The following is an 18,818-nucleotide window of genomic DNA, read 5'->3' as shown; positions in this document are numbered from 1 at the left end:
TTTACCGCGCTGCCCTTTTTCTTTCTGAACCCGGTCTCTCGTCTCTTGAACCTGCCCACTCCCGCGATCGTTGCCCAGAATGCCGTGCGCCGGCTGCCGCGCATTGCGCTGCTGTTGTTGTGCGCAGCCTATCTGCTGCCGGGCCTGGTCGGCCGGGGCCCCTGGAAGAGCGCGGACATCACGGCCTTCGGGTACATGGCCGAGCTGGCCCGCACCACCGAAGGCATTTCGCGCTGGTTCGACCCGATGCTGCTGGGCATGCGCCCGGAAACGCCCGCGCTGATTCCGTATTGGATCGGCGCCTGGGCCATCAAGATTTCTCCCTCGTGGCTGAACCCCGACCTGGCGGTGCGCATTGCTTTCGCGCTGCTGCTCTGGGGCTCCTTCACCGCCACCTGGTACGCCGTTTACTACCTGGCACGCACGGCCCGCGCGCAACCCGTCGCGTTCGCCTTCGGTGGCGAAGCACGCCCGACCGACTACGCACGCGCGATTGCCGACGGTGGCCTGCTGGCGTTGATCGCCTGCCTCGGCCTGGCCCAGCTCGGCCATGAAACCACGCCGGCGCTGACACAGCTTTATTTCGCCTCTCACCTGTTCTACGGTGTTGCCGCGCTGCCGTACCGCCGCGCTGGCCCGGTGATCGCGCTGGTCGTGGGCACGCTTGGTGTCACGCTGAGCGGCGCCCCCACGGTCGGGCTTGCGTTGGCCATCGGCAGCGCGCTGTACATCGCCTACGAGCGCCGCCGCACGGCGAAGGCAGGCACGAATGCCAGCTCCGACGACGGCCCCGGCTACACCCGCGGCGCCTTGGCCACGATGATCGGCGTCACGCTGCTCGCCGCCGCGCTGGTCTTCGGACTGGGCCTGCAGCAATGGAAGATCACGCTGATGGGCAACTCGCTGTTCAGCGATGTCCGCGGTCAGGCCAAGTTGCTGCTGTGGTTCACCTGGCCGGTGTGGCCGTTCGCGCTCTGGACGCTCTGGCGCTGGCGGCGACAGCTCTCCGCACGCCACGTGGCCTTGCCGCTCTGGTTCGCACTGGTACCGCTGGCCGCCACCTGGACCACCGACTTCTCCGACCGTTCGCTGCTGCTGGCGCTCCCGGCCTTTGCAACCCTGGCTGCCTTCGCCCTGCCCACCTTCCGCCGCAGCGCGCTGGCGTTGATCGACTGGTTCAACGTGCTCCTTTTCAGCAGCCTCGCCGCGCTGGGCTGGCTGTACTGGATCGCCATGCTGACCGGCAAGCCGCCCAAGCCCGCCGCCAGCGTGGCACGGCTGGTGCCCGGCTTCGTGCCCGAGTTCTCGTTGATCGCCTTCGTGCTTGCACTGGCGGCAACCATCGCCTGGTGCTGGCTGGTGCGCTGGCGTACCGGGCGACACCGCGCGGCGCTCTGGAAGACGCTCGTGCTGCCGGCCGGCGGCACCGCACTGTGCTGGATGCTGCTGATGACGCTCTGGCTGCCCCCGATCGACTACGCGCGCAGCTATGTGCCGCAGGTGCGCGCCGTGGCCGAGCGGGTCGGGCAGCCGAGCTGCATCGCCGAGCTGGCCCTGAGCCGTCAGCACATCGCAGCGCTGCGCCACCACGGCAACTTCAACCTGCAACCGCTGCTGCTGGGCACCAACTGCCCCTGGCTGCTGGTGAGCCCCGACACGATCGAGCGGCTGCACACCATCATCCCGTTCGATCAATGGCGATTCAGCGGCACCCTGCGTCGTCCCAGCAGCCCGGCCGACGATCTGCTGCTGTACCAGAAGATCCCGCCGCAGTGAAAGGCGAGCGGGGCCTGATCGCGCGGCACGCAGGCACCGTGCTGGTCGGCCAGCTGGCCGTGATGGCATTCGGCGTGACCGACACCATCATCGCGGGCCGCTATTCCGAAAACGCACTGGCGGCCCTCTCGGTCGGTGCCGCCATCTTCATCAGCGTGTACGTCTCGCTGATGGGTGTGCTGCAGGCGCTGCTGCCGGTCTGGGCCGAACTGCACGGCGGCGGCCGCGGCAGCGAGGTGGGCCGTTCCGTGCGGCAGTCGCTGTACCTCGCCGGCATCGCCATCGTGGTCGGCATGGCGGCGCTGCTGTCGCCCGACGCGGTGCTGCGGCTGACGCAGGTGCCGGCGGAAATGCGCGGCGAAGTGGAGATGTACCTGACCGTGCTGGCCTTCGCCCTCGCACCGTCCCTGCTGTTCCGCCTTTTCAGCACGCTCAGCCAGAGCCTGGGCAAACCCCAGCTCGTGACCTGGCTGCAACTGGGCTCGCTGTTCGTGAAGCTGCCGTTGTCGATCTGGTTCACCTTCGGTGGTGCGGGCCTGCCAGCGATGGGGCTGGTGGGTTGCGCCTGGGCAACGCTGGGCGTGAACTGGGCCATGCTCGCCTGCGCGCTCTGGTTGCTGCGCAGCAGCCCCTTCTATCAAAGCTACCGGCTCTGGGAGCGCATCGAGAAGCCCGACTGGCGTCAGATCCGGCAGTTCGCGCGGCTGGGCGTACCCGGCGGCCTTGCGGTGCTGGTGGAGGTGACCTCGTTCACGCTGATGGCGCTGTTCATCGCGCGCCTGGGCACCGCCGCCGCAGCCGCCCACCAGATCGCCGCGAACCTGATGGCGGTGGCCTACATGGTCCCGCTGTCGCTCTCGATCGCAACCAGCGCGCGCGTGAGCTACTGGCTCGGCGCGGGCGATGCCGCCAAGGCCCGGCACACGTGCCGGCTGGGGTTCGAGCTGGCAGTGTTGTGCGCCCTGCTCTTCGCAACCGCGCTGGTCACGCTGCGCTTCCCGCTGGCCCATGTGTATTCGGACAACCCGGCCGTCATTGCGCTGGCCGCGGCACTGATGCTGCCGGTGGCCGCGTTCCACATGGCCGACGCGATGCAGACGCTCTGCGTGTTCGTGCTGCGCTGCTACCGGGTCACGATGGCACCGCTGGTCATCTATTGCACGATGCTGTGGGGCCTGGGCCTCGGCGGCAGCTATCTGCTGGCGTACCGCGGGCTGGGTCCCTGGGAGGCCATGCAATCGCCATTGGCGTTCTGGATCATGAGTTCGGTGGCATTGGCACTGACCGCCCTGCTCTTCGGCACGCTGCTGCGCTGGACGATGGCGAAGCGGGCCATCTGACGCTGCGCGTCACTTCGCCAGCACACGCGCCTCCCGCACGCGTGCCGCCGGAAACAGCAGCGCAAAGCGGGAGCCCTTGCCCACCGTGCTTTCGATGCGCAGTTCGGCCCCGTGCCGCTGTGCGATGTGCTTGACGATCGCCAGCCCCAGGCCGGTACCGCCGGTTTCCCGCGAGCGGCTGCGGTCGATGCGATAGAAGCGCTCGGTCAGCCGTGGAATGTGCTCGACTGCAATGCCCGGACCGGTGTCGCGCACCGCGTACTCGCCGCGTCCATCGGGCAGCACCTTCCAGCTCACGGCCACTTCGCCGCCGCCGGGTGTGTAGCGGATCGCGTTGCTCAGCAGGTTCGACATCGCGCTTTGCAGCTCGGTCGGTGCGCCCGACATTTCGGACTCGGCATCGATGGTGAACGACAGCCGATGGCCCAGTGGTGCCAGCCGGCCCGACAGGCCACGGCCTTCGTCCTCGCACTGCGCCAGCAAGGCACGGGTGCGGATCCACTGGTTGCCCGAAGGCGCCGCGCTGCCTTCCAGCCGCGACAGCGTGAGCAGGTCGTTCACCAGCGTTTCCATGCGGTGCGACTGCTGGCCCATCAGCGCGAGGTAGCGGGTGCGCTCGTCCGCATCGAGTGGCAGGTTCTGCAGGGTTTCGACAAAGCCGGCCAGCACGGTGAGCGGCGTGCGGATTTCATGCGACACGTTGGCCACGAAATCGCGCCGCATCGCCTCGGCCTGTTCAAGCGCCGTGATGTCGCGCGTGAGCAGCATCCGGCGGTTGCCCGCATAGGGATGCACCTGTACCGACAGCCGCACCGGATGGCTGCGCAGTTGCGCATGGCCCGGTCCGGAGGCATCGATGACCACATCGCGGCTGTAGTTCCACGAAGCCAGATACGCCACAAAGGCCGGGTCGCGCACGAGGTTCGCCAGGTGCTGCGCCAGGTCGCGCTCGGCATCGATGCCGAATTGGCTGGCCGCCGTCTCGTTGCACCATTCGATGCGGCCCTGCTCGTCGAGCAGCACCACGCCATTGGGCGACGCCTGGATGGCAGCCAGGAATTCCTGCAGCCGGTCTTCGGCCTGGCGGGTCTGCTGCTCGCGGTCGCGCAGCAGCTTGCGGATGCGTTCGGAGAGTTCGCCCCACACACCCGGGCCCCGCGTCGGCAGGCCGGCGGCGTCGTTGCGCAGCACCTGGAGCAGCCGTTCGGCGCGCCAGGCATCCAGGCCCAGCCACAGCACGGCGCCCAGCCAGGCACCGAGCCAGCCGAACTTCCAGCCAAAAAAGCCAACGGCGCCCGCTCCTATTGCGAGAGACGCTATTAAAAATGTAGCGATTCGGAAGGGCATGGCGGGCGATTATCCGCGCCCGCAGCCAAGGGACGCCACGGCTTTCAAACCGTGACTTGGGCGGTCAGGCGATAGCCCGCTCCCCGGACGGTTTCCACCATCGGCGCGGCCGCACCCAGCGACTCGCGCAGGCGCTTGACGTGCACGTCGACCGTGCGTTCTTCGATGTAGACGTGGTCGCCCCACACCTTGTCGAGCAGTTGCGCCCGGCTGTGCACGCGCTCGGCGTGCTGCATCAGGTAGGCCAAGAGCTTGAACTCGGTGGGCCCGACCTTGAGCGCACCGCCCTGCCACGTCACGCGGTGGGTGGAGGTGTCCAGCGCCAGTTCGCCGATCTCGACGCGTTCGGTGACCACTTCCGGCGCCCGGCGACGCAGCACTGCGCGGATGCGTGCCAGCATTTCCTGCGTGGAAAAAGGCTTGGTGATGTAGTCGTCGGCACCGGCATCGAGGCCGGCCACCTTGTCGGGTTCGTCGCCGCGCGCAGTCAGCATCAGGATCGGGATGGCCTTGGTGCGCGGGTCCTTGCGCCACTGGCGCGCGAGCTGCAGGCCGCTCTGGCCGGGCAGCATCCAGTCGAGCAGGATCAGATCGGGCAGGAAGGCGTCGATCTCGCGCTGGGCTGCGGCGCCATCTTCAGACCAGATCGGCTCGAAGCCGTTGTGGCGCAGGTTGACGGCGATCAGCTCGGCGATCGAGGACTCGTCTTCGACGATCAGGACTCGGGGTTTCTTCATGCTTTCTTTGGGAGTCTTTTGCCGCGCTTACTGCAGCGCGGACTCGATTTCTTGCATCGAAGTGTGCCGCACATCGGCACCCTTGACGATGTAGATGATGAACTCAGCGATGTTCTTGGCGTGGTCGCCGATGCGTTCGATGGCCTTGGCCAGGAACAGCAGGTCGAGGCTGGCGGAGATCGTGCGCGGGTCTTCCATCATGTAGGTGACCAGCTTGCGCACGAAACCGTCGAACTCCTTGTCGATCAGGTCGTCGTCCTTCAGGATCGACAGCGCCGCGGCCGTGTCCAGGCGCGCGAAAGCGTCCAGCGCGGTGCGCAGCAGGCCCGAGGCGAGGTCGGCGGCAATGCGCAGCTCGGTGGTGGGCAGCGCGCGGGCCGAACCGCTCTGGATGATCGACTTGACCATGCGCGCGATCTTGTTGGCCTCGTCGCCCACGCGCTCGAGGTTGGCGGTGGTCTTCGAGATGGCGATCAACAGGCGCAGGTCGCGTGCGGTCGGCTGGCGGCGCGCAATGATCGACGACAGCTCGCGGTCGATGTCGATTTCCATCGCATTGACGCGGTGCTCGGTTTCCATCACGCGGTCGGCCGCTTCGGGGTCGAACTGCAGCAGTGCGTAGACCGCCGTGTGGATCTGCGACTCGACCATGCCGCCGAGTTCCATCACGCGCGACGAGACGCCGTTGAGTTCGCTGTCGAACTGGCTGGAGAGGTGTTTTTCAGTCATGGTGTCTCCTGTGGATCAACCGAAACGGCCGGTGATGTAGTCCTCGGTCTCCTTGCGCTGCGGCTTGAAGAACATCTGTTCGGTGGCACCGAACTCGATCAGGTCGCCGAGGTACATGTAGGCGGTGTAGTCGCTGCAGCGGGCGGCTTGCTGCATGTTATGCGTGACGATGACCACCGTGTACTCGTTCTTGAGTTCGGCGATCAGCTCTTCGATCTTGGCGGTCGAGATCGGGTCCAGCGCGGAGCACGGCTCGTCGAGCAGCAGCACTTCGGGCTTGATCGCGATGCCGCGCGCAATGCACAGGCGCTGCTGCTGGCCACCGGACAGGCCCGAGCCGCTTTGCTGCAGCTTGTCGCGCACTTCGGTCCACAGGGCGGCCTTCTTCAGGGCCCATTCGACGCGGTCGTCCATTTCGCTGGCGCTCAGGCTCTCGAACAGCTTCACGCCGAAGGCAACGTTGTCGTAGATCGACATCGGGAACGGCGTCGGCTTCTGGAAAACCATGCCGATCTTGGCTCGGATCAGGGCGACGTCTTGCTTGGAGGTGAGCAGGTTCTCGCCATCCAGGGCAATCGTGCCCTCGGCGCGCTGCTCGGGGTACAACTCGAACATGCGGTTGAAGGTGCGCAGCAAGGTCGACTTGCCGCAGCCCGACGGGCCGATGAAGGCCGTGACCTTGTTCTCGGGAATCTCGAGGTTGATGCCCTTGAGCGCGTGGAACTTGCCGTAGTAGAAGTTCAGGTCCTTGACCGAGATCTTCGAGCGCGACGGTTGTGCGACGGTATTTGGCATGTGGGCTTCTTCTTTAATGTTTGTTGCGCGTCAGGACCCGCGCCAGGATATTGAGGGCGAGCACGGCGACGGTGATCAGGAACACGCCGGCCCATGCCAGGTGTTGCCAGTTCTCGTATGGGCTCATCGCAAACTTGAAAATCGTGACCGGCAGGCTGGCCATCGGCTGGCTCACGTCGGCGGTCCAGAACTGGTTGTTCAGTGCGGTGAAGAGCAGCGGTGCGGTTTCGCCGGCAATGCGCGCCACGGCGAGCAGCACACCCGTGACCACACCAGCGCGTGCGGCGCGCAGCGTGATGCTCAGGATGACCTTCCACTTCGGCGTACCGAGTGCGTAGGCCGCTTCGCGCAGCCCCGGCGGCACCAGCTGCAGCATGTTCTCGGTCGTGCGGATCACCACCGGAATCACGATCAGCGCCAGCGAGAGCGCGCCCGCCAGACCCGAGAAGGACTTGAAGTAGGCCACCACCACGGCATAGACGAACAGGCCGATCACGATCGACGGCGCGGACAGCAGGATGTCGTTGACGAAGCGCGTGATCGCGGCGAGCCAGCCCTTGGGGTTGTACTCGGCCAGGTAGATGCCGGCCATGATGCCGATCGGCGTGCCCACGAAGGTGGCCAGCGACACCATCACGAACGAGCCGAAGATCGCATTGGCGATACCGCCCGCCTCGTTCGGCGGCGGCGTCATTTCGGTGAAGGTGGCGATCGCAAGGCCACCGATGCCCAGGCGCAGCGTTTCCCAGAGGATCCACACCAGCCAGAACACGCCGAACACCATTGCCGCGAGCGACAGCGTGAGCGCGATCTTGTTGACGCGGTTGCGCGAGGCGAACCGGGCCTGGCGCGTTTCGGCGAGCGCCTTGGCGCTCAGCAGGTTTTGCGCGGTGCTCACGACTTGGTCCCTTCGCTCTTCTTCATCTGGGTCAGCAATATCTTCGAGAGCGTCAGCACGACGAAGGTAATGAAGAACAGCACGAGGCCCAGGTACATCAGCGCAGCCTGGTGCAGGCCCGCGCCGGCCTCGGCGAATTCATTGGCAAGTGCCGAGGTGATGCTGTTGGCAGCCTCGAACACGGAAAGCGAATTGAGCTGGTTCATGTTGCCGATCACGAAGGTGACCGCCATCGTTTCACCCAGCGCCCGGCCCAGGCCGAGCATGATGCCGCCGATCACGCCAGCCTTGGTGTAGGGCAGCACGACCTTGGAGACGACTTCCCAGGTGGTGGAGCCCAGGCCGTAGGCCGACTCCTTGAGCAGCGGCGGCGTGACCTCGAATACGTCGCGCATCACCGAGGCGATGAACGGAATGATCATGATCGCCAGGATGATGCCGGCCGACAGAATGCCGATGCCCACGGGCGGGCCGGACACCAGCGCGCCGAGGTACGGCACGCCGGCAAACAACTTCTGCAACGGCTGCTGCACCCAGGTCGAAAGAATCGGGCCGAAGACCAGCAGGCCCCACATGCCGTACACGATGGACGGCACTGCAGCGAGCAATTCGATGGCCGTGCCCAGCGGGCGCTTGAGCCAGTTGGGCGACAGCTCGGTCAGGAACAGCGCAATGCCGAAGCTCACCGGCACCGCGATCACCAGCGCGATGAACGAGGTGGCCAGCGTGCCGTAGATCATCACCAGGCCGCCGTACTCGTCCTTCACCGGGTCCCACACGCTGCTCGTGAGAAAGCCGAGGCCGTACTTGGAAATGGCGGGCCAGGCGCCTGCGATCAGCGACAGCAGGATGCCGATGAGCATCGCGAGCGTCAGCAGCGCAGCGCCCTTGGCGGCCCAGCCGAACAGCCGGTCGGCCATGGGGCCGGAACGCGGTGCCTTGACGGGCGGCGGAGGGGCGGTGGCACGACGGCGCTCGGCCGCTAGGTCGAGTGAGGCGGCGGCGGCAGGAAAGGTGGATGACAAGGGTCGCTCCGGCAAAGACGAAAGCGGCGCGTCCTCGAGCGATGAAGTGCTCATGGGCGCGCCGTCCTGGACTGGTGGGTGAGGTTGGTTTACTTGTACGCGACGGCCTTGCCCGACGCGTCCTTCACTTCACCCCACGACTTGGCGATGGTGGCCTTCACGGCATCAGGCATCGGCACGTAGTCGAGGTCGTCAGCCGTCTTGTCGCCGCTCTTGTAGGCCCAGTCGAAGAACTTCAGCACGGTGGTCGCGTTGGCGGGCTTGTCCTGCACCTTGTGCAGCAGGATGAAGGTGGCGCCGGTGATGGGCCATGCGTCCTTGCCGGCCTGGTTGGTCAGCACCTGGTAGAAGCTCTTGTTCCAGTCGGCGCCGGCGGCGGCGGCCTTGAAGGCGGTGTCGTCAGGCGACACGTACGAGCCGGCTGCGTTCTGCAGTTGGGCATAGGTCATCTTGTTCTGCTTGACGTAGGCGTACTCGACGTAGCCGATCGAATTGGGCAGGCGGTTCACGAAAGCGGCAACGCCTTCATTGCCCTTGCCACCCGCGCCGGTGGGCCAGTTGACGGCCGTGCCTTCGCCGACCTTCGACTTCCACTCGGCGTTGACCTTGCTCAGGTAGTTGGTGAACAGGAAGCTGGTGCCCGAACCGTCGGCGCGGCGAACCGGCGCGATGGCGGCGTCCGGCAGTGCCAGCGAACCATTCAGCGCCTTGATGGCGGGGTCATTCCACTTGGTGATCTTGCCCAGGTAGATGTCGCCCAGGACCTGGCCGTTGAGCTTCAGCTCGCCGGGCTTGATGCCGGGGATGTTGACCACGGGGATCACGCCGCCGATGACGGTGGGGAACTGCATCAGGCCCTTGGCTTGCAGTTCGTCGTCCTTCAGGGGAGCATCCGATGCGCCGAAATCGACGGTCTTGGCTTCGATCTGCTTCAGGCCTGCGCCCGAACCGACCGACTGGTAGTTGATTTTGACGCCGGTGGCCTTGTTGAAGTCGGAAGCCCACTTGGCGTACAGCGGTGCCGGGAAGCTGGCACCAGCGCCGGTCACATCTTGTGCGAAGGCAGGGACTTGGGCGAAAGCGGCGGCGATCAGGCCGGCTGCTGCAAATTTGAACGTCGTTTTCATAAAGCTTCCTTTAGAAGTAAGAAGTAGTCCCTTTCGGGCTTGGGACGGACTCTAAAAAGCTTGTGTGACATCCATGTGACACCCCTCCTGTCGAGGGAAAATGCCGCTGCATCCCCGCTGGTTTGTGTGACGCTGTCACACAACCGTCATGCGCCGCGCCTAGCCTCCAACCCTCCCCGTGAAGACACTTGGGCGACGGCGCGTTCTGTCACGGCGCTACGATCAGAGAACCGCCCTCCTCACTACACAATGCAAAACGGCACCCGCCTCGCAGCGGTCGATCTGGGTTCGAACAGCTTCAGGCTGGAAATCGGACAGGTCGACCATGGTCAGATTCACCGCACCGAGTACCTCAAGGAAACCGTGCGCCAGGGCAACGGCCTGGACAGTGCGCGCAACCTCACGCCCGAAGCCATGCAGCGCGGCTGGGATGCGCTTGCACGTTTCGGCGAGCGCCTGGCCGGCTTCAAGCGCTCGCAGGTGCGTGCCGTGGCCACGCAAACGCTGCGCGAAGCGCGCAACCGCGAAGAATTTTTGTTGCGTGCGCGCACTATCCTGGGCTTCGGCATCGACGTGATCCCGGGCCGGGAAGAAGCCCGGCTGATCTATCAGGGCGTGGCACACATGCTCCCGCACACCGACGCCTCCGACCGCGAACGCCGGCTGGTGATCGACATCGGCGGACGCTCCACCGAAATGATCATCGGCCAGGCGCTGGTGGCGGAGCGCACGGAGTCGTACCGCGTCGGCAGCGTTGCCTGGTCGATGAAGCACTTCGGCGAAGGCCTGTTCACCCTGCCCGCCTTCCGCGCCGCCGAAGTCGCGGCCAAGGCCGTGCTCGACGACGCGCTCGCCAGCTACACACGCGACCAGTGGGATGTGGCTTACGGCGCCTCCGGCACCATCGGCGCAGTCGGCGACGTGCTGGCCGCATCCGGCGCCAAGCCCGGCCTTGTCACGCGCGAAGGCCTCGACTGGCTGCTCGACCGACTGCTCAAGGCCGGCAGCGTCGACAAGCTGCGCATCGACGGCATGCGCGAAGACCGCAAGGCCGTGATCGGCGGCGGCGTGAGCGTGCTGCGCGCGGTGTTCGACCTGCTCGGCATCACCGAGATGAAAGTGGCCCAGGGCGCATTGCGCCACGGCGTGCTCTACGAACTGCTGGAGCGCGACGACAGCGTGGCCGACATGCGCACCGCCACGGTCGCGCGACTGGCCAATCGCTTCACCGTTGATGCGGCACAGGCCAAGCGCGTCGGCGAAACGGCCGCGACCCTGTTCGTGCAGCTCGCTCCCGCCGCACGCGGCGGCAACACATCGAGCCGCGCCGGCCGTGCACTGCGCAAGCTGGGCTGGGCCGCGCAACTGCACGAGATCGGCACGCAGATCTCGCACAGCGACTATCACAAGCACGGCGCCTACATCCTGGACAACACCGACGCCCCCGGCTTCGCCGTCAACGAGATGCATGCGCTCGGCCAGCTTCTGCTGGGCCAGCGCGGCAAGCTGCGCAAGCTCGAAGTGGCACTGGACGACGAAACCTTCGTGATGCAGTTGCTCGCGCTGCGCCTTGCGGTGATCCTGTGCCACGCGCGCCGCGACCCCGACCCCGAAGCCCTGCACCTCGCAGCGCTGGGCGCCAGAGCCTTCACGATCGCATGCGCGCCGGATTGGGCCGAGGCCTATCCGCAGTCGGCCCACCTTCTGCGCGAAGAAGTGCTGGCCTGGCAAAAGACCAGCAACTGGCGCGTGGAGCTGAGCGGGGCTTAAAGCAGCTCGGGCGACTGCACCGTCACCACGACGGTCTGCACGTCGCCGTCGCGCTCGCGCGTGCGGATCCACCACAGCGCGCCCTTGCGCACCGGGCAGCTGTCCTGCTTGAGGCCAAGCAGCAGCGATATCGCCTGCCCCACCGAGGGCTGGTGGCCGATCATCAGCACCACCGACTTGCCATTGGGCCAGCCGGCCGCGCCGAGCAGCAGCTCGGGCGTGGTCTCGGGCGACAGCTCGGAGCGCACCTTGTACTTGCGGCCCAGCGCCAGCGCGGTCTGTTCGCAGCGCCGCGCGGGGCTGCAGATGATGCGCGTGCCATCGGGCAGTTGACGGTCCAGCCAGCTGGCCATGCGCTTGGCCTGTTTTTCGCCGCGTGCGGTGAGCGAGCGCTGCATGTCGTCGCAGCCCTCGGTCCAGTCCTCGGCTTCGGCGTGGCGCCAGAAGATCAAGTCCATGGTCATCGTCTTTCGGTCGTCGTCAGTTGCTGGATGCATCGCGGTGATGCCCTCGCGATGCGTAGCGGTTCATGAGTGCGGCCTGGGCACCGTGCGCCTCGATGGCGCGCGATGCGCCCTCTTCGCCCGGATGCGTGTCGCGATTGACGCGGGTGTAGATGCCGTCGCCGCCGAGGTCCCAGGCATCACGCCCGTCGTGCAGATAGGCCACCAGGCATTCGTCGATCAGGCGCTGGCGCAGCCCCGGGTCGGTGACGGGCCACGCAAGCTCGATGCGCCGCATCATGTTGCGGTTCATCCAGTCGGCGCTCGACAGGTAGAGCGACTCGTCCTCACCGTTGCGGAAATAGAAGACCCGCGAATGTTCGAGGAAGCGGCCGATCACCGAGCGCACGCGCACGTTGTCGGTCAGCCCCGGCACCTGGGCCGGCAGCGTGCAGGCACCGCGCACGATGAGGTCGATCTTCACGCCCTTCTGCCCCGCGCGGATCAGCGCGCCGATGATCTCTTCGTCGGTCAGCGCATTCATCTTGGCGACGATGCGGGTCGGCTGGCCGCTCGCGGCGGCCACGCCCAGTGCGTCGATCTGCGTGACCAGATTCTTGTGCAGGTCGAAGGGAGCCAACCACATGCGATTGAGCTTGGGCAGCCGGCTCTGGCTCGCAAGGTGGACGAACACGGCCTCCATGTCGGCCGTCAGCAGCGGATCGGCCGTGAGGTGGCTGATGTCGGTGTAGAGCCTGGCAGTGCGCGGGTTGTAGTTGCCGGTAGACAGGTGGCCGTAGCGGCGCATCTGCTTGCCCTCGCGGCGCGTCACCAGCAGCATCTTGGCGTGGGTCTTCAGACCCACCACGCCATACACCACCTGTGCGCCGATCGATTCGAGCATTTCGGCCCAGTTGATGTTGGCCTCTTCGTCGAAGCGCGCCTTCAGCTCCACCACCACGGTGACTTCCTTGCCGCGGCGCACGGCTTCGCGCAGCAGGTCCATCAGCTCGGAATCGGCGCCGGTGCGGTAGATGGTCTGCTTGATCGCCAGCACCTGCGGATCGAGCACGGCTTCGCGCAGGAAGGCGAGCACGCCATCGAAACTCTCAAAGGGCTGGTGGATCAGCACGTCGCCGCGCTGCAGCCGCTCGAAGAACGACTGGGCCGGCGACAACGTGACGGGATACGAGGCGGGGTACGGCGGAAAGCGCAGTTGCGGCTCGTCGATGAGGTCGATCAGCTGTGTGAGCCGTGCCAGGTTCACCGGCCCGTGCACGCGGTACAGCGCCTGCGGCGGCAGGTTGAACTGGGCCAGCAGGAAGCTGGCGAGCGATTCGGCGCAACTGGCTGACACCTCCAGGCGCACGGCCTGGCCGTAGTGGCGATGCTGCAGGCCCTGGCGCAACGCGGTGCGCAGGTTCTTCACGTCTTCTTCGTCGACCGCAAGGTCGGAATGGCGCGTCACGCGGAACTGCGAGAAGTCGCCTACCTCGCGGCCCGGGAACATGCTCGACAGGTGCGCCCGCACCACGCTCGACAGCGCCACGAACAGCGTCTTGCCGTCCGACACCTTGGCCGGCATGCGGATCAGGCGTGGCAGCACGCGCGGCAGCTTGACGATCTGGATCGGGTTTTCGCGCCCGAAGGCATCCTTGCCACCGAGCCGCACGATGAAGTTGAGCGACTTGTTCGCCACCTGCGGGAACGGATGCGCCGGGTCCAGTCCGACCGGAATCAGCAGCGGACGCACTTCGCGCTCGAAATATTCGCTGACCCACTTGCGCTGCGCCGGGTTGCGCTCGCCGTGCGAAATGATGTGGATGCCGTGCTTGGCGAAGGTCGGCATCAGCTCGTCGTTGTAGAGCGCGTACTGGCGCGCCACGAGCGTATGGGCCGCCTCGGCCAGCCGCTCGAACGACTCGACGGTGTAGGTGCCCTTGTGGTCGCCGGCGCTGCCCGCAATCAGATGCGGCGCGGCGCGCACTTCGAAGAATTCGTCAAGATTTGACGAGACGATGCACAGGTAGCGAAGGCGCTCGATCAGCGGCACCTCCGGGCGATGGGCCCAGTCGAGCACCCGTTCATTGAATGACAGGATGCTGTGGTCGCGGTCCAGCAGCGGGAATGTGGGCGCCGCGACGTCAGGCGACGGATCTGCGGGGGCGGATGGCATGGGCACTGATTCTGAAGCAAGCGGCACGGGAGAACACGTAGGCTGAAATATGACAGTGTCAGCCTCGCTTGTGACAGTTGCATGACATTCTCGTGACGCCTCCATGCCCGCCGGTGACGGACGGCCAGCACCCGGCGAAGAAGCAAGCGGCCCGGTGTCGGGCCGGGCCGCCGCCGGCTTCATGCGCCCAGGAAGTGCTTGCGGTAGCGCGCCGGCAGATCGTCGATGCGCATCAGCATCGGCAGGTCGGCGGCATTGAAATCCGGGTCCCAGGCAGGCGCGCCCAGCACCTTGGCGCCCAGGCGCAGGTAACCCTTGATGAGTGCCGGCGGCTCGACGTCGAGCGTGCTGTCCAGCCGCTCGACCGGCAACGGCAGGCGGGGCTGCACCTGGTATTGAATCGGCGCCATGTGTTTGGCCGACACCTGGCGCCAGATGCTGGCAGCCGCGTCGCCGCTGGTCACGCCGTTGTGCGACATCGGAATGCTCGCGCAGCCGATCATGGTGTCCAGCTTGTTGCGGTGCATGAAGCCAGCCAGCGCACCCCACAGCGCCAGGATCACGCCACCCTGGCGGTGCTCGGGGTGGACGCAACTGCGGCCCAGCTCGACCATGCGCTCGCGCAGGTCGCGCAGGCGGGTCAGGTCGAATTCGGTGTCGCTGTAGGTGCTGCCGACGCGGCGGGCCTGCGCCGGCGTGAGCACGCGGTAGGTGCCGATCACTTGCTGCGTCGCCTCGTCGCGCACCAGCAGGTGTTCGCAGAAGTCGTCGAACAGGTCGATGTCGTGGCCAGCCAGCGGCGATGAGACGCGGGCGCCCATCTCGCCGACGAACACGTCATAGCGCAGGCGCTGGGCGGCACGCACGTCGTCGAGGTGGCGGGCCCAGCCCACGGTGATGCCTTGCCGGGCCTCGACGGCCGGCGGCAGGATGACGGCGACGGGTGCCGGGGGCACCGTGGTGCGAATGGCAGCGACGGTTCCGGTCGCGGGAGCGGGCCACAAGGCCGCGCGCAGCCCGATCTGCGAAAACGGAAACGTCGGGTTGGGCAGTTCTTTCATGGGGAACCCTTTCTGCCGAGGGAGTCTCCGCACCTGCGATGAAGCCGGCATGTCAGGAACATTTCAACGGCATGACGGTGTTACAGCACCGCTGCCACAGCTTCGGCGTCTAATGCGTTGGATTCGCGAAATGGAGCTCGAAGACATGGCCAACGACGCAAGCGGCACTGGCAACAGCCGCCTTCATCAGACCTTTCCCGTTCTCAGTGACACCGAGATTGCGCGCATTGCACGCTTTGGCAACGTGCAGCAGTTCGCGCGCGGCACACGGCTGTTTACCGCCGGCGAAACAGGCCCCGGCATGTTCGTGCTGCTCAAGGGCGTCGTGGCTGTCACGCAACGCGACGGCCTCGGTCATGTGGTGCCGATCGTGCGGCAGGGCCCTGGCGAATTCCTGGCCGAAGTCGGCCAGTTGAGCGGCCGCCCTGCCCTGGTCGACGGCCACGCCGATGAAGATGTCGAAGCGCTGCTCGTGTCGCCCGCGCAACTGCGCGCGTTGCTGGTGGCCGAAGCCGACCTTGGCGAGCGCATCACGCGCGCGCTGATCCTGCGGCGCGTGGCGCTGATCGAATCGGGCGCCAGCGGGCCGGTGCTGATCGGCCCGCCGCAGTCGCCCGACATGGCGCGGCTCGAGAACTTCCTGCGCCGCAACGGCTACCCCTATCACGTGGTCGACGCGGTTGAAGACCCGGACGCCGCCGCGCTGCTCGCGCAATACGGCGCCAGCCAGTTGCTGGCTGTGTGCCCCGACGGTTCGGTGCTGGTGAACCCGAGCGACGATGCGCTGGCGCGCTGCCTCGGCATGGTCGATACCGTCGCGCATGACGAGCTGTTCGACGTGGCCGTGGTCGGTGCGGGTCCGGCCGGATTGGCGACCGCCGTGTATGCCGCTTCCGAAGGGCTGCGCGTGATCGTGCTCGACTGCCGCGCCTTCGGCGGCCAGGCCGGCGCCAGTGCGCGCATCGAGAACTATCTGGGTTTTCCCACGGGCATTTCGGGGCAGGCTCTGGCAGGCCGCGCCTTCGTGCAGGCACAGAAGTTCGGCGTCGAAATGCTGATCCCCGCCAAGGTCGCGTCGCTGGACTGTTCGCGCAGCAATGCGCTCGGCAGCCTGGCCCTCGCCCTGGCCGACGGCCGCACGATCAACGCGCGCACGGTGGTCGTGGCCAGCGGCGCGCGCTATCGGCGGCCCGGTGTGCCCCGGCTGACCGAGTTCGAGGGCCGCGGCATCTGGTACTGGGCTTCGGCCATCGAGGCGAAGATCTGTTCACAGCAGGAAGTGGCGCTGGTCGGTGGCGGCAACTCGGCCGGGCAGGCTGCTGTGTTCCTGTCGCACCACGCGGCCAAGGTCAACGTGCTGGTGCGCGGGCCTTCGCTGGCGGCCAGCATGTCGCGCTACCTGATCGACCGCATCGAGGCCACGCCCAACATCTCGCTGCAACCGCACACCGAACTCGTGCGCCTGCATGGCGGCTCGGACGAAGGCCTCACGGGCGCGACGTGGCGCTGTCACACCACAGGCAACGAACACGACTGCCCGGCACGCAACATCTTCCTGTTCGTCGGTGCGGAGCCCGAGACCTCGTGGCTCGAAGGCTGCGGCGTGTCGGTCGACAAGCATGGTTTCGTGCTGACCGGCACCGAAGCCAGCAGCGGTTTTCCGGCACGCCCGGCCACCGCGCTCGAATCGAGCGTGTCGGGCGTGTTCGCCGTGGGCGATGTGCGCTCGGGTTCGGTCAAGCGCGTGGGCGGCGCCATCGGCGAAGGCGCTGCGGCGGTCGCACTGATTCACCAGCATCTGTCATCGACCTCGGCCGTCGCCTGAATCCATTCACACACCACCTCACGACAAGGAGCTTCCCGGTGCCCATCAAAGCCTGCGACCACGTGCCCTCGACCATTGCGCAACCTCACACGCTGAAGGGCTGCGAAGACTGCCTGAAGACAGGCGACACCTGGGTCCACTTGCGCCTGTGCGTGCACTGCGGCCACGTGGGCTGCTGCGACTCATCGAAGAACCGCCACGCGAGCCGGCATTCGCAGGCCGAAGGGCATCCGGTGATCCAGTCCATCGAGCCCGGTGAAGCCTGGATGTGGTGCAACTCGCACGAGAAACAGGTCGGCTGAAGGGCTCGCGGCAGGCCAATTCCCGCGCCTGCACGTGGTTCGATTCGCACGTATATGCTGCGCGCTCGCATCACGTTCACATCCACCGGAGCCCGCGACATGCCCGCATCGCCCATCGAGGTCTATTCATGGCCCACGCCGAACGGCCACAAGATTCACATCATGCTGGAGGAGTGCGGCCTGCCGTACCACGCGCATCCGGTGAACATCGGCAAGGGCGACCAGTTCGCGCCTGAGTTTCTTCAGATCAGCCCCAACAACAAGATCCCCGCCATCACCGACCCCGACGGTCCGGACGGCAAGCCGATATCGCTCTTCGAGTCGGGCGCCATCCTTGTCTACCTTGCGGGCAAGACCGGCAAGCTGCTGCCCACCGGCGATCGCGAACGCTACGACGTGCTGCAGTGGCTCATGTTCCAGATGGGCGGTGTCGGCCCGATGCTCGGCCAGGCGCACCACTTCCGCCTGTACGCGCCAGAGAAGATCGCTTACGCGATCGAGCGCTACAGCAACGAAGCCAAGCGCATCTACGGCGTGATCGACAAGCAACTGTCGAGGAACAAGTTCATCGCCGGCAAGACCTATTCGATTGCCGACATCGCGATCTTCCCGTGGCTGCGCAGTTGGGAAAACCAGGGCATCACGCTCACCGACTACCCGCACCTGAAGGCCTGGTTCGACGGCATCGCCGCGCGTCCCGCCGTGCAGCGCGGCGTGAAAGTGCTGGCCGATTTGCGCCAGCCGATCACCGGCGACAAGGAGCGCGAAGTTCTTTTCGGAAAAACTCAGTACGAGAAGCGCTGAAACGGACTAATTTCCGGGCTAGAATAGAAGGCTTGTCGGGGTGTAGCGCAGCCTGGTAGCGCATCTGGTTTGGGACCAGAGGGTCGAAGGTTCGAATCCTTTCGCCCCGACCATAGAAATCGTAATGCGGACAGTCACTTAGGTGGTTGTCCGCATTTTCGTTTCTGGCTCCCGTTTCTAACCAGTGGGAGGCTTTCTAACGGACGACTGACTGCAGGGTCGGATCGAACGAGGTTAGAGCTACGTCCACCGCCTCCGAAATGCGCTGCAAGTCTGCTTCGCCCCTAGGTCTTTCCAAGCGGGAAAACGCCAGACAGCAAGCATTTGTTCGTGCCGTCGGCTAATCGAGTTTTTTCCAGGACAACCGTCCTGTCTCCACCAGCTTGCCTGTCGCGAACTGTCAGCTGCCCCCAGATGCTCGAAACGCACTTGTCATTGCAAGACGACATCAATACTTCGTCATTCCCGCCCGCAACGATGTCGACGATCCGAGGCCCAACCATTTCTGCACTTCCATCGGTGTAGGTGAACTTGGCTTGAATCTTGACGATATTGACCGCCACTCCACTCGGCATGAGGTTTCTGAAGCCGGCTGTCTTGATGTCGCAATGAAGCTGCGCATCGACCACGTCAAAAATGACCGGAGAATCGTTCATGTCTGCC

The 18,818-nt window shown here is 65.8% G+C and carries 17 protein-coding genes and 1 tRNA gene; 7 read left to right on the top strand and 11 right to left on the bottom strand.

The window, feature by feature from the left end; translation table 11 throughout:
- Window positions 1-45 precede the first annotated feature (45 nt).
- On the top strand, window positions 46-1,776 hold the full coding sequence (locus H7F35_RS27320) for a hypothetical protein (protein ID WP_187109662.1): 1,731 nt from the start codon (window positions 46-48) through the stop codon (window positions 1,774-1,776).
- Window positions 1,773-3,116: an MATE family efflux transporter gene (locus H7F35_RS27315; RefSeq protein ID WP_187109661.1), complete on the top strand. Its 1,344-nt coding sequence runs from the start codon at window positions 1,773-1,775 to the stop codon at window positions 3,114-3,116. The genes H7F35_RS27320 and H7F35_RS27315 overlap by 4 nt, the downstream gene beginning before the upstream one ends.
- 9 nt (window positions 3,117-3,125) lie before the next feature.
- Here the strand turns inward: H7F35_RS27315 and phoR are convergent, their stop codons facing one another.
- Genes phoR through pstS form a run of 7 tightly spaced genes read right to left on the bottom strand, consistent with a single transcriptional unit; the run spans window position 3,126 to window position 9,774 of the window.
- Complete coding sequence (phoR, locus tag H7F35_RS27310; RefSeq protein ID WP_187109660.1) at window positions 3,126-4,463, bottom strand: phosphate regulon sensor histidine kinase PhoR; 1,338 nt, start codon at window positions 4,461-4,463, stop codon at window positions 3,126-3,128.
- A 44-nt stretch (window positions 4,464-4,507) separates the two neighbouring features.
- Window positions 4,508-5,200 carry a phosphate regulon transcriptional regulator PhoB gene (gene phoB, locus H7F35_RS27305; protein WP_007836652.1) on the bottom strand — a complete coding sequence of 231 codons (693 nt, stop codon included), beginning with the start codon at window positions 5,198-5,200 and terminating at the stop codon, window positions 4,508-4,510.
- A gap of 27 nt (window positions 5,201-5,227) precedes the next feature.
- Window positions 5,228-5,929, bottom strand: a complete 702-nt coding sequence (phoU, locus tag H7F35_RS27300; RefSeq protein ID WP_187109659.1) for a phosphate signaling complex protein PhoU — start codon at window positions 5,927-5,929, stop codon at window positions 5,228-5,230.
- A gap of 15 nt (window positions 5,930-5,944) precedes the next feature.
- Window positions 5,945-6,724, bottom strand: a complete 780-nt coding sequence (gene pstB, locus H7F35_RS27295; RefSeq protein ID WP_187109658.1) for a phosphate ABC transporter ATP-binding protein PstB — start codon at window positions 6,722-6,724, stop codon at window positions 5,945-5,947.
- 13 nt (window positions 6,725-6,737) lie between these two features.
- The gene (gene pstA / locus H7F35_RS27290; protein ID WP_187109657.1) at window positions 6,738-7,622 is read right to left on the bottom strand and encodes a phosphate ABC transporter permease PstA; all 885 of its coding nucleotides are present in this window, start codon (window positions 7,620-7,622) and stop codon (window positions 6,738-6,740) included.
- Window positions 7,619-8,701 carry a phosphate ABC transporter permease subunit PstC gene (gene pstC, locus H7F35_RS27285; RefSeq protein WP_187109656.1) on the bottom strand — a complete coding sequence of 361 codons (1,083 nt, stop codon included), beginning with the start codon at window positions 8,699-8,701 and terminating at the stop codon, window positions 7,619-7,621. Before pstC ends, pstA begins: the two co-directional genes overlap by 4 nt.
- 35 nt (window positions 8,702-8,736) lie before the next feature.
- Window positions 8,737-9,774, bottom strand: coding sequence for a phosphate ABC transporter substrate-binding protein PstS (gene pstS / locus H7F35_RS27280; protein WP_187109655.1), 1,038 nt, complete (start codon window positions 9,772-9,774; stop codon window positions 8,737-8,739).
- 249 nt (window positions 9,775-10,023) lie between these two features.
- Between pstS and H7F35_RS27275 the strand changes: the two genes are divergently transcribed.
- Window positions 10,024-11,544: a Ppx/GppA phosphatase family protein gene (locus H7F35_RS27275; RefSeq protein ID WP_187109654.1), complete on the top strand. Its 1,521-nt coding sequence runs from the start codon at window positions 10,024-10,026 to the stop codon at window positions 11,542-11,544.
- Here the strand turns inward: H7F35_RS27275 and H7F35_RS27270 are convergent.
- The 3 genes from H7F35_RS27270 to H7F35_RS27260 form a co-directional block, all read right to left on the bottom strand.
- Window positions 11,541-12,002, bottom strand: coding sequence for a SixA phosphatase family protein (locus H7F35_RS27270; protein ID WP_187114428.1), 462 nt, complete (start codon window positions 12,000-12,002; stop codon window positions 11,541-11,543). The two genes, H7F35_RS27275 and H7F35_RS27270, sit on opposite strands and share 4 nt — an antisense overlap.
- A 22-nt stretch (window positions 12,003-12,024) precedes the next feature.
- Window positions 12,025-14,163 carry a polyphosphate kinase 1 gene (gene ppk1 / locus H7F35_RS27265; protein ID WP_261803372.1) on the bottom strand — a complete coding sequence of 713 codons (2,139 nt, stop codon included), beginning with the start codon at window positions 14,161-14,163 and terminating at the stop codon, window positions 12,025-12,027.
- Between the two features lie 179 nt (window positions 14,164-14,342).
- Window positions 14,343-15,224, bottom strand: coding sequence for a GNAT family N-acetyltransferase (locus H7F35_RS27260; RefSeq protein ID WP_187109652.1), 882 nt, complete (start codon window positions 15,222-15,224; stop codon window positions 14,343-14,345).
- Window positions 15,225-15,369: 145 nt separating this feature from the next.
- On the opposite strand from H7F35_RS27260, the gene H7F35_RS27255 reads away from it, so the two are divergent.
- The 4 genes from H7F35_RS27255 to H7F35_RS27240 all read left to right on the top strand — a co-directional run bounded on the left by H7F35_RS27255 (window position 15,370) and on the right by H7F35_RS27240 (window position 18,268).
- The gene (locus H7F35_RS27255; protein ID WP_187109651.1) at window positions 15,370-17,049 is read left to right on the top strand and encodes an FAD-dependent oxidoreductase; all 1,680 of its coding nucleotides are present in this window, start codon (window positions 15,370-15,372) and stop codon (window positions 17,047-17,049) included.
- Between the two features lie 38 nt (window positions 17,050-17,087).
- Complete coding sequence (locus H7F35_RS27250; protein WP_187109650.1) at window positions 17,088-17,351, top strand: UBP-type zinc finger domain-containing protein; 264 nt, start codon at window positions 17,088-17,090, stop codon at window positions 17,349-17,351.
- Window positions 17,352-17,450: 99 nt separating this feature from the next.
- Window positions 17,451-18,155 (top strand): glutathione binding-like protein, encoded by a 705-nt coding sequence (locus H7F35_RS27245; RefSeq protein WP_187109649.1) that lies wholly within the window; start codon window positions 17,451-17,453, stop codon window positions 18,153-18,155.
- Between the two features lie 36 nt (window positions 18,156-18,191).
- A tRNA-Pro gene (locus tag H7F35_RS27240) sits at window positions 18,192-18,268 on the top strand.
- A 171-nt stretch (window positions 18,269-18,439) separates the two neighbouring features.
- Here H7F35_RS27240 and H7F35_RS27235 read toward each other — a convergent pair.
- Window positions 18,440-18,811, bottom strand: coding sequence for a hypothetical protein (locus H7F35_RS27235; protein ID WP_187109648.1), 372 nt, complete (start codon window positions 18,809-18,811; stop codon window positions 18,440-18,442).
- Window positions 18,812-18,818 lie beyond the last annotated feature (7 nt).

Origin of the sequence: Variovorax sp. PAMC26660 (genome assembly GCF_014302995.1) — a bacterium.
GTDB lineage: Bacteria > Pseudomonadota > Gammaproteobacteria > Burkholderiales > Burkholderiaceae_C > Variovorax.
This window is presented reverse-complemented; position numbering and strand designations above follow the sequence as displayed.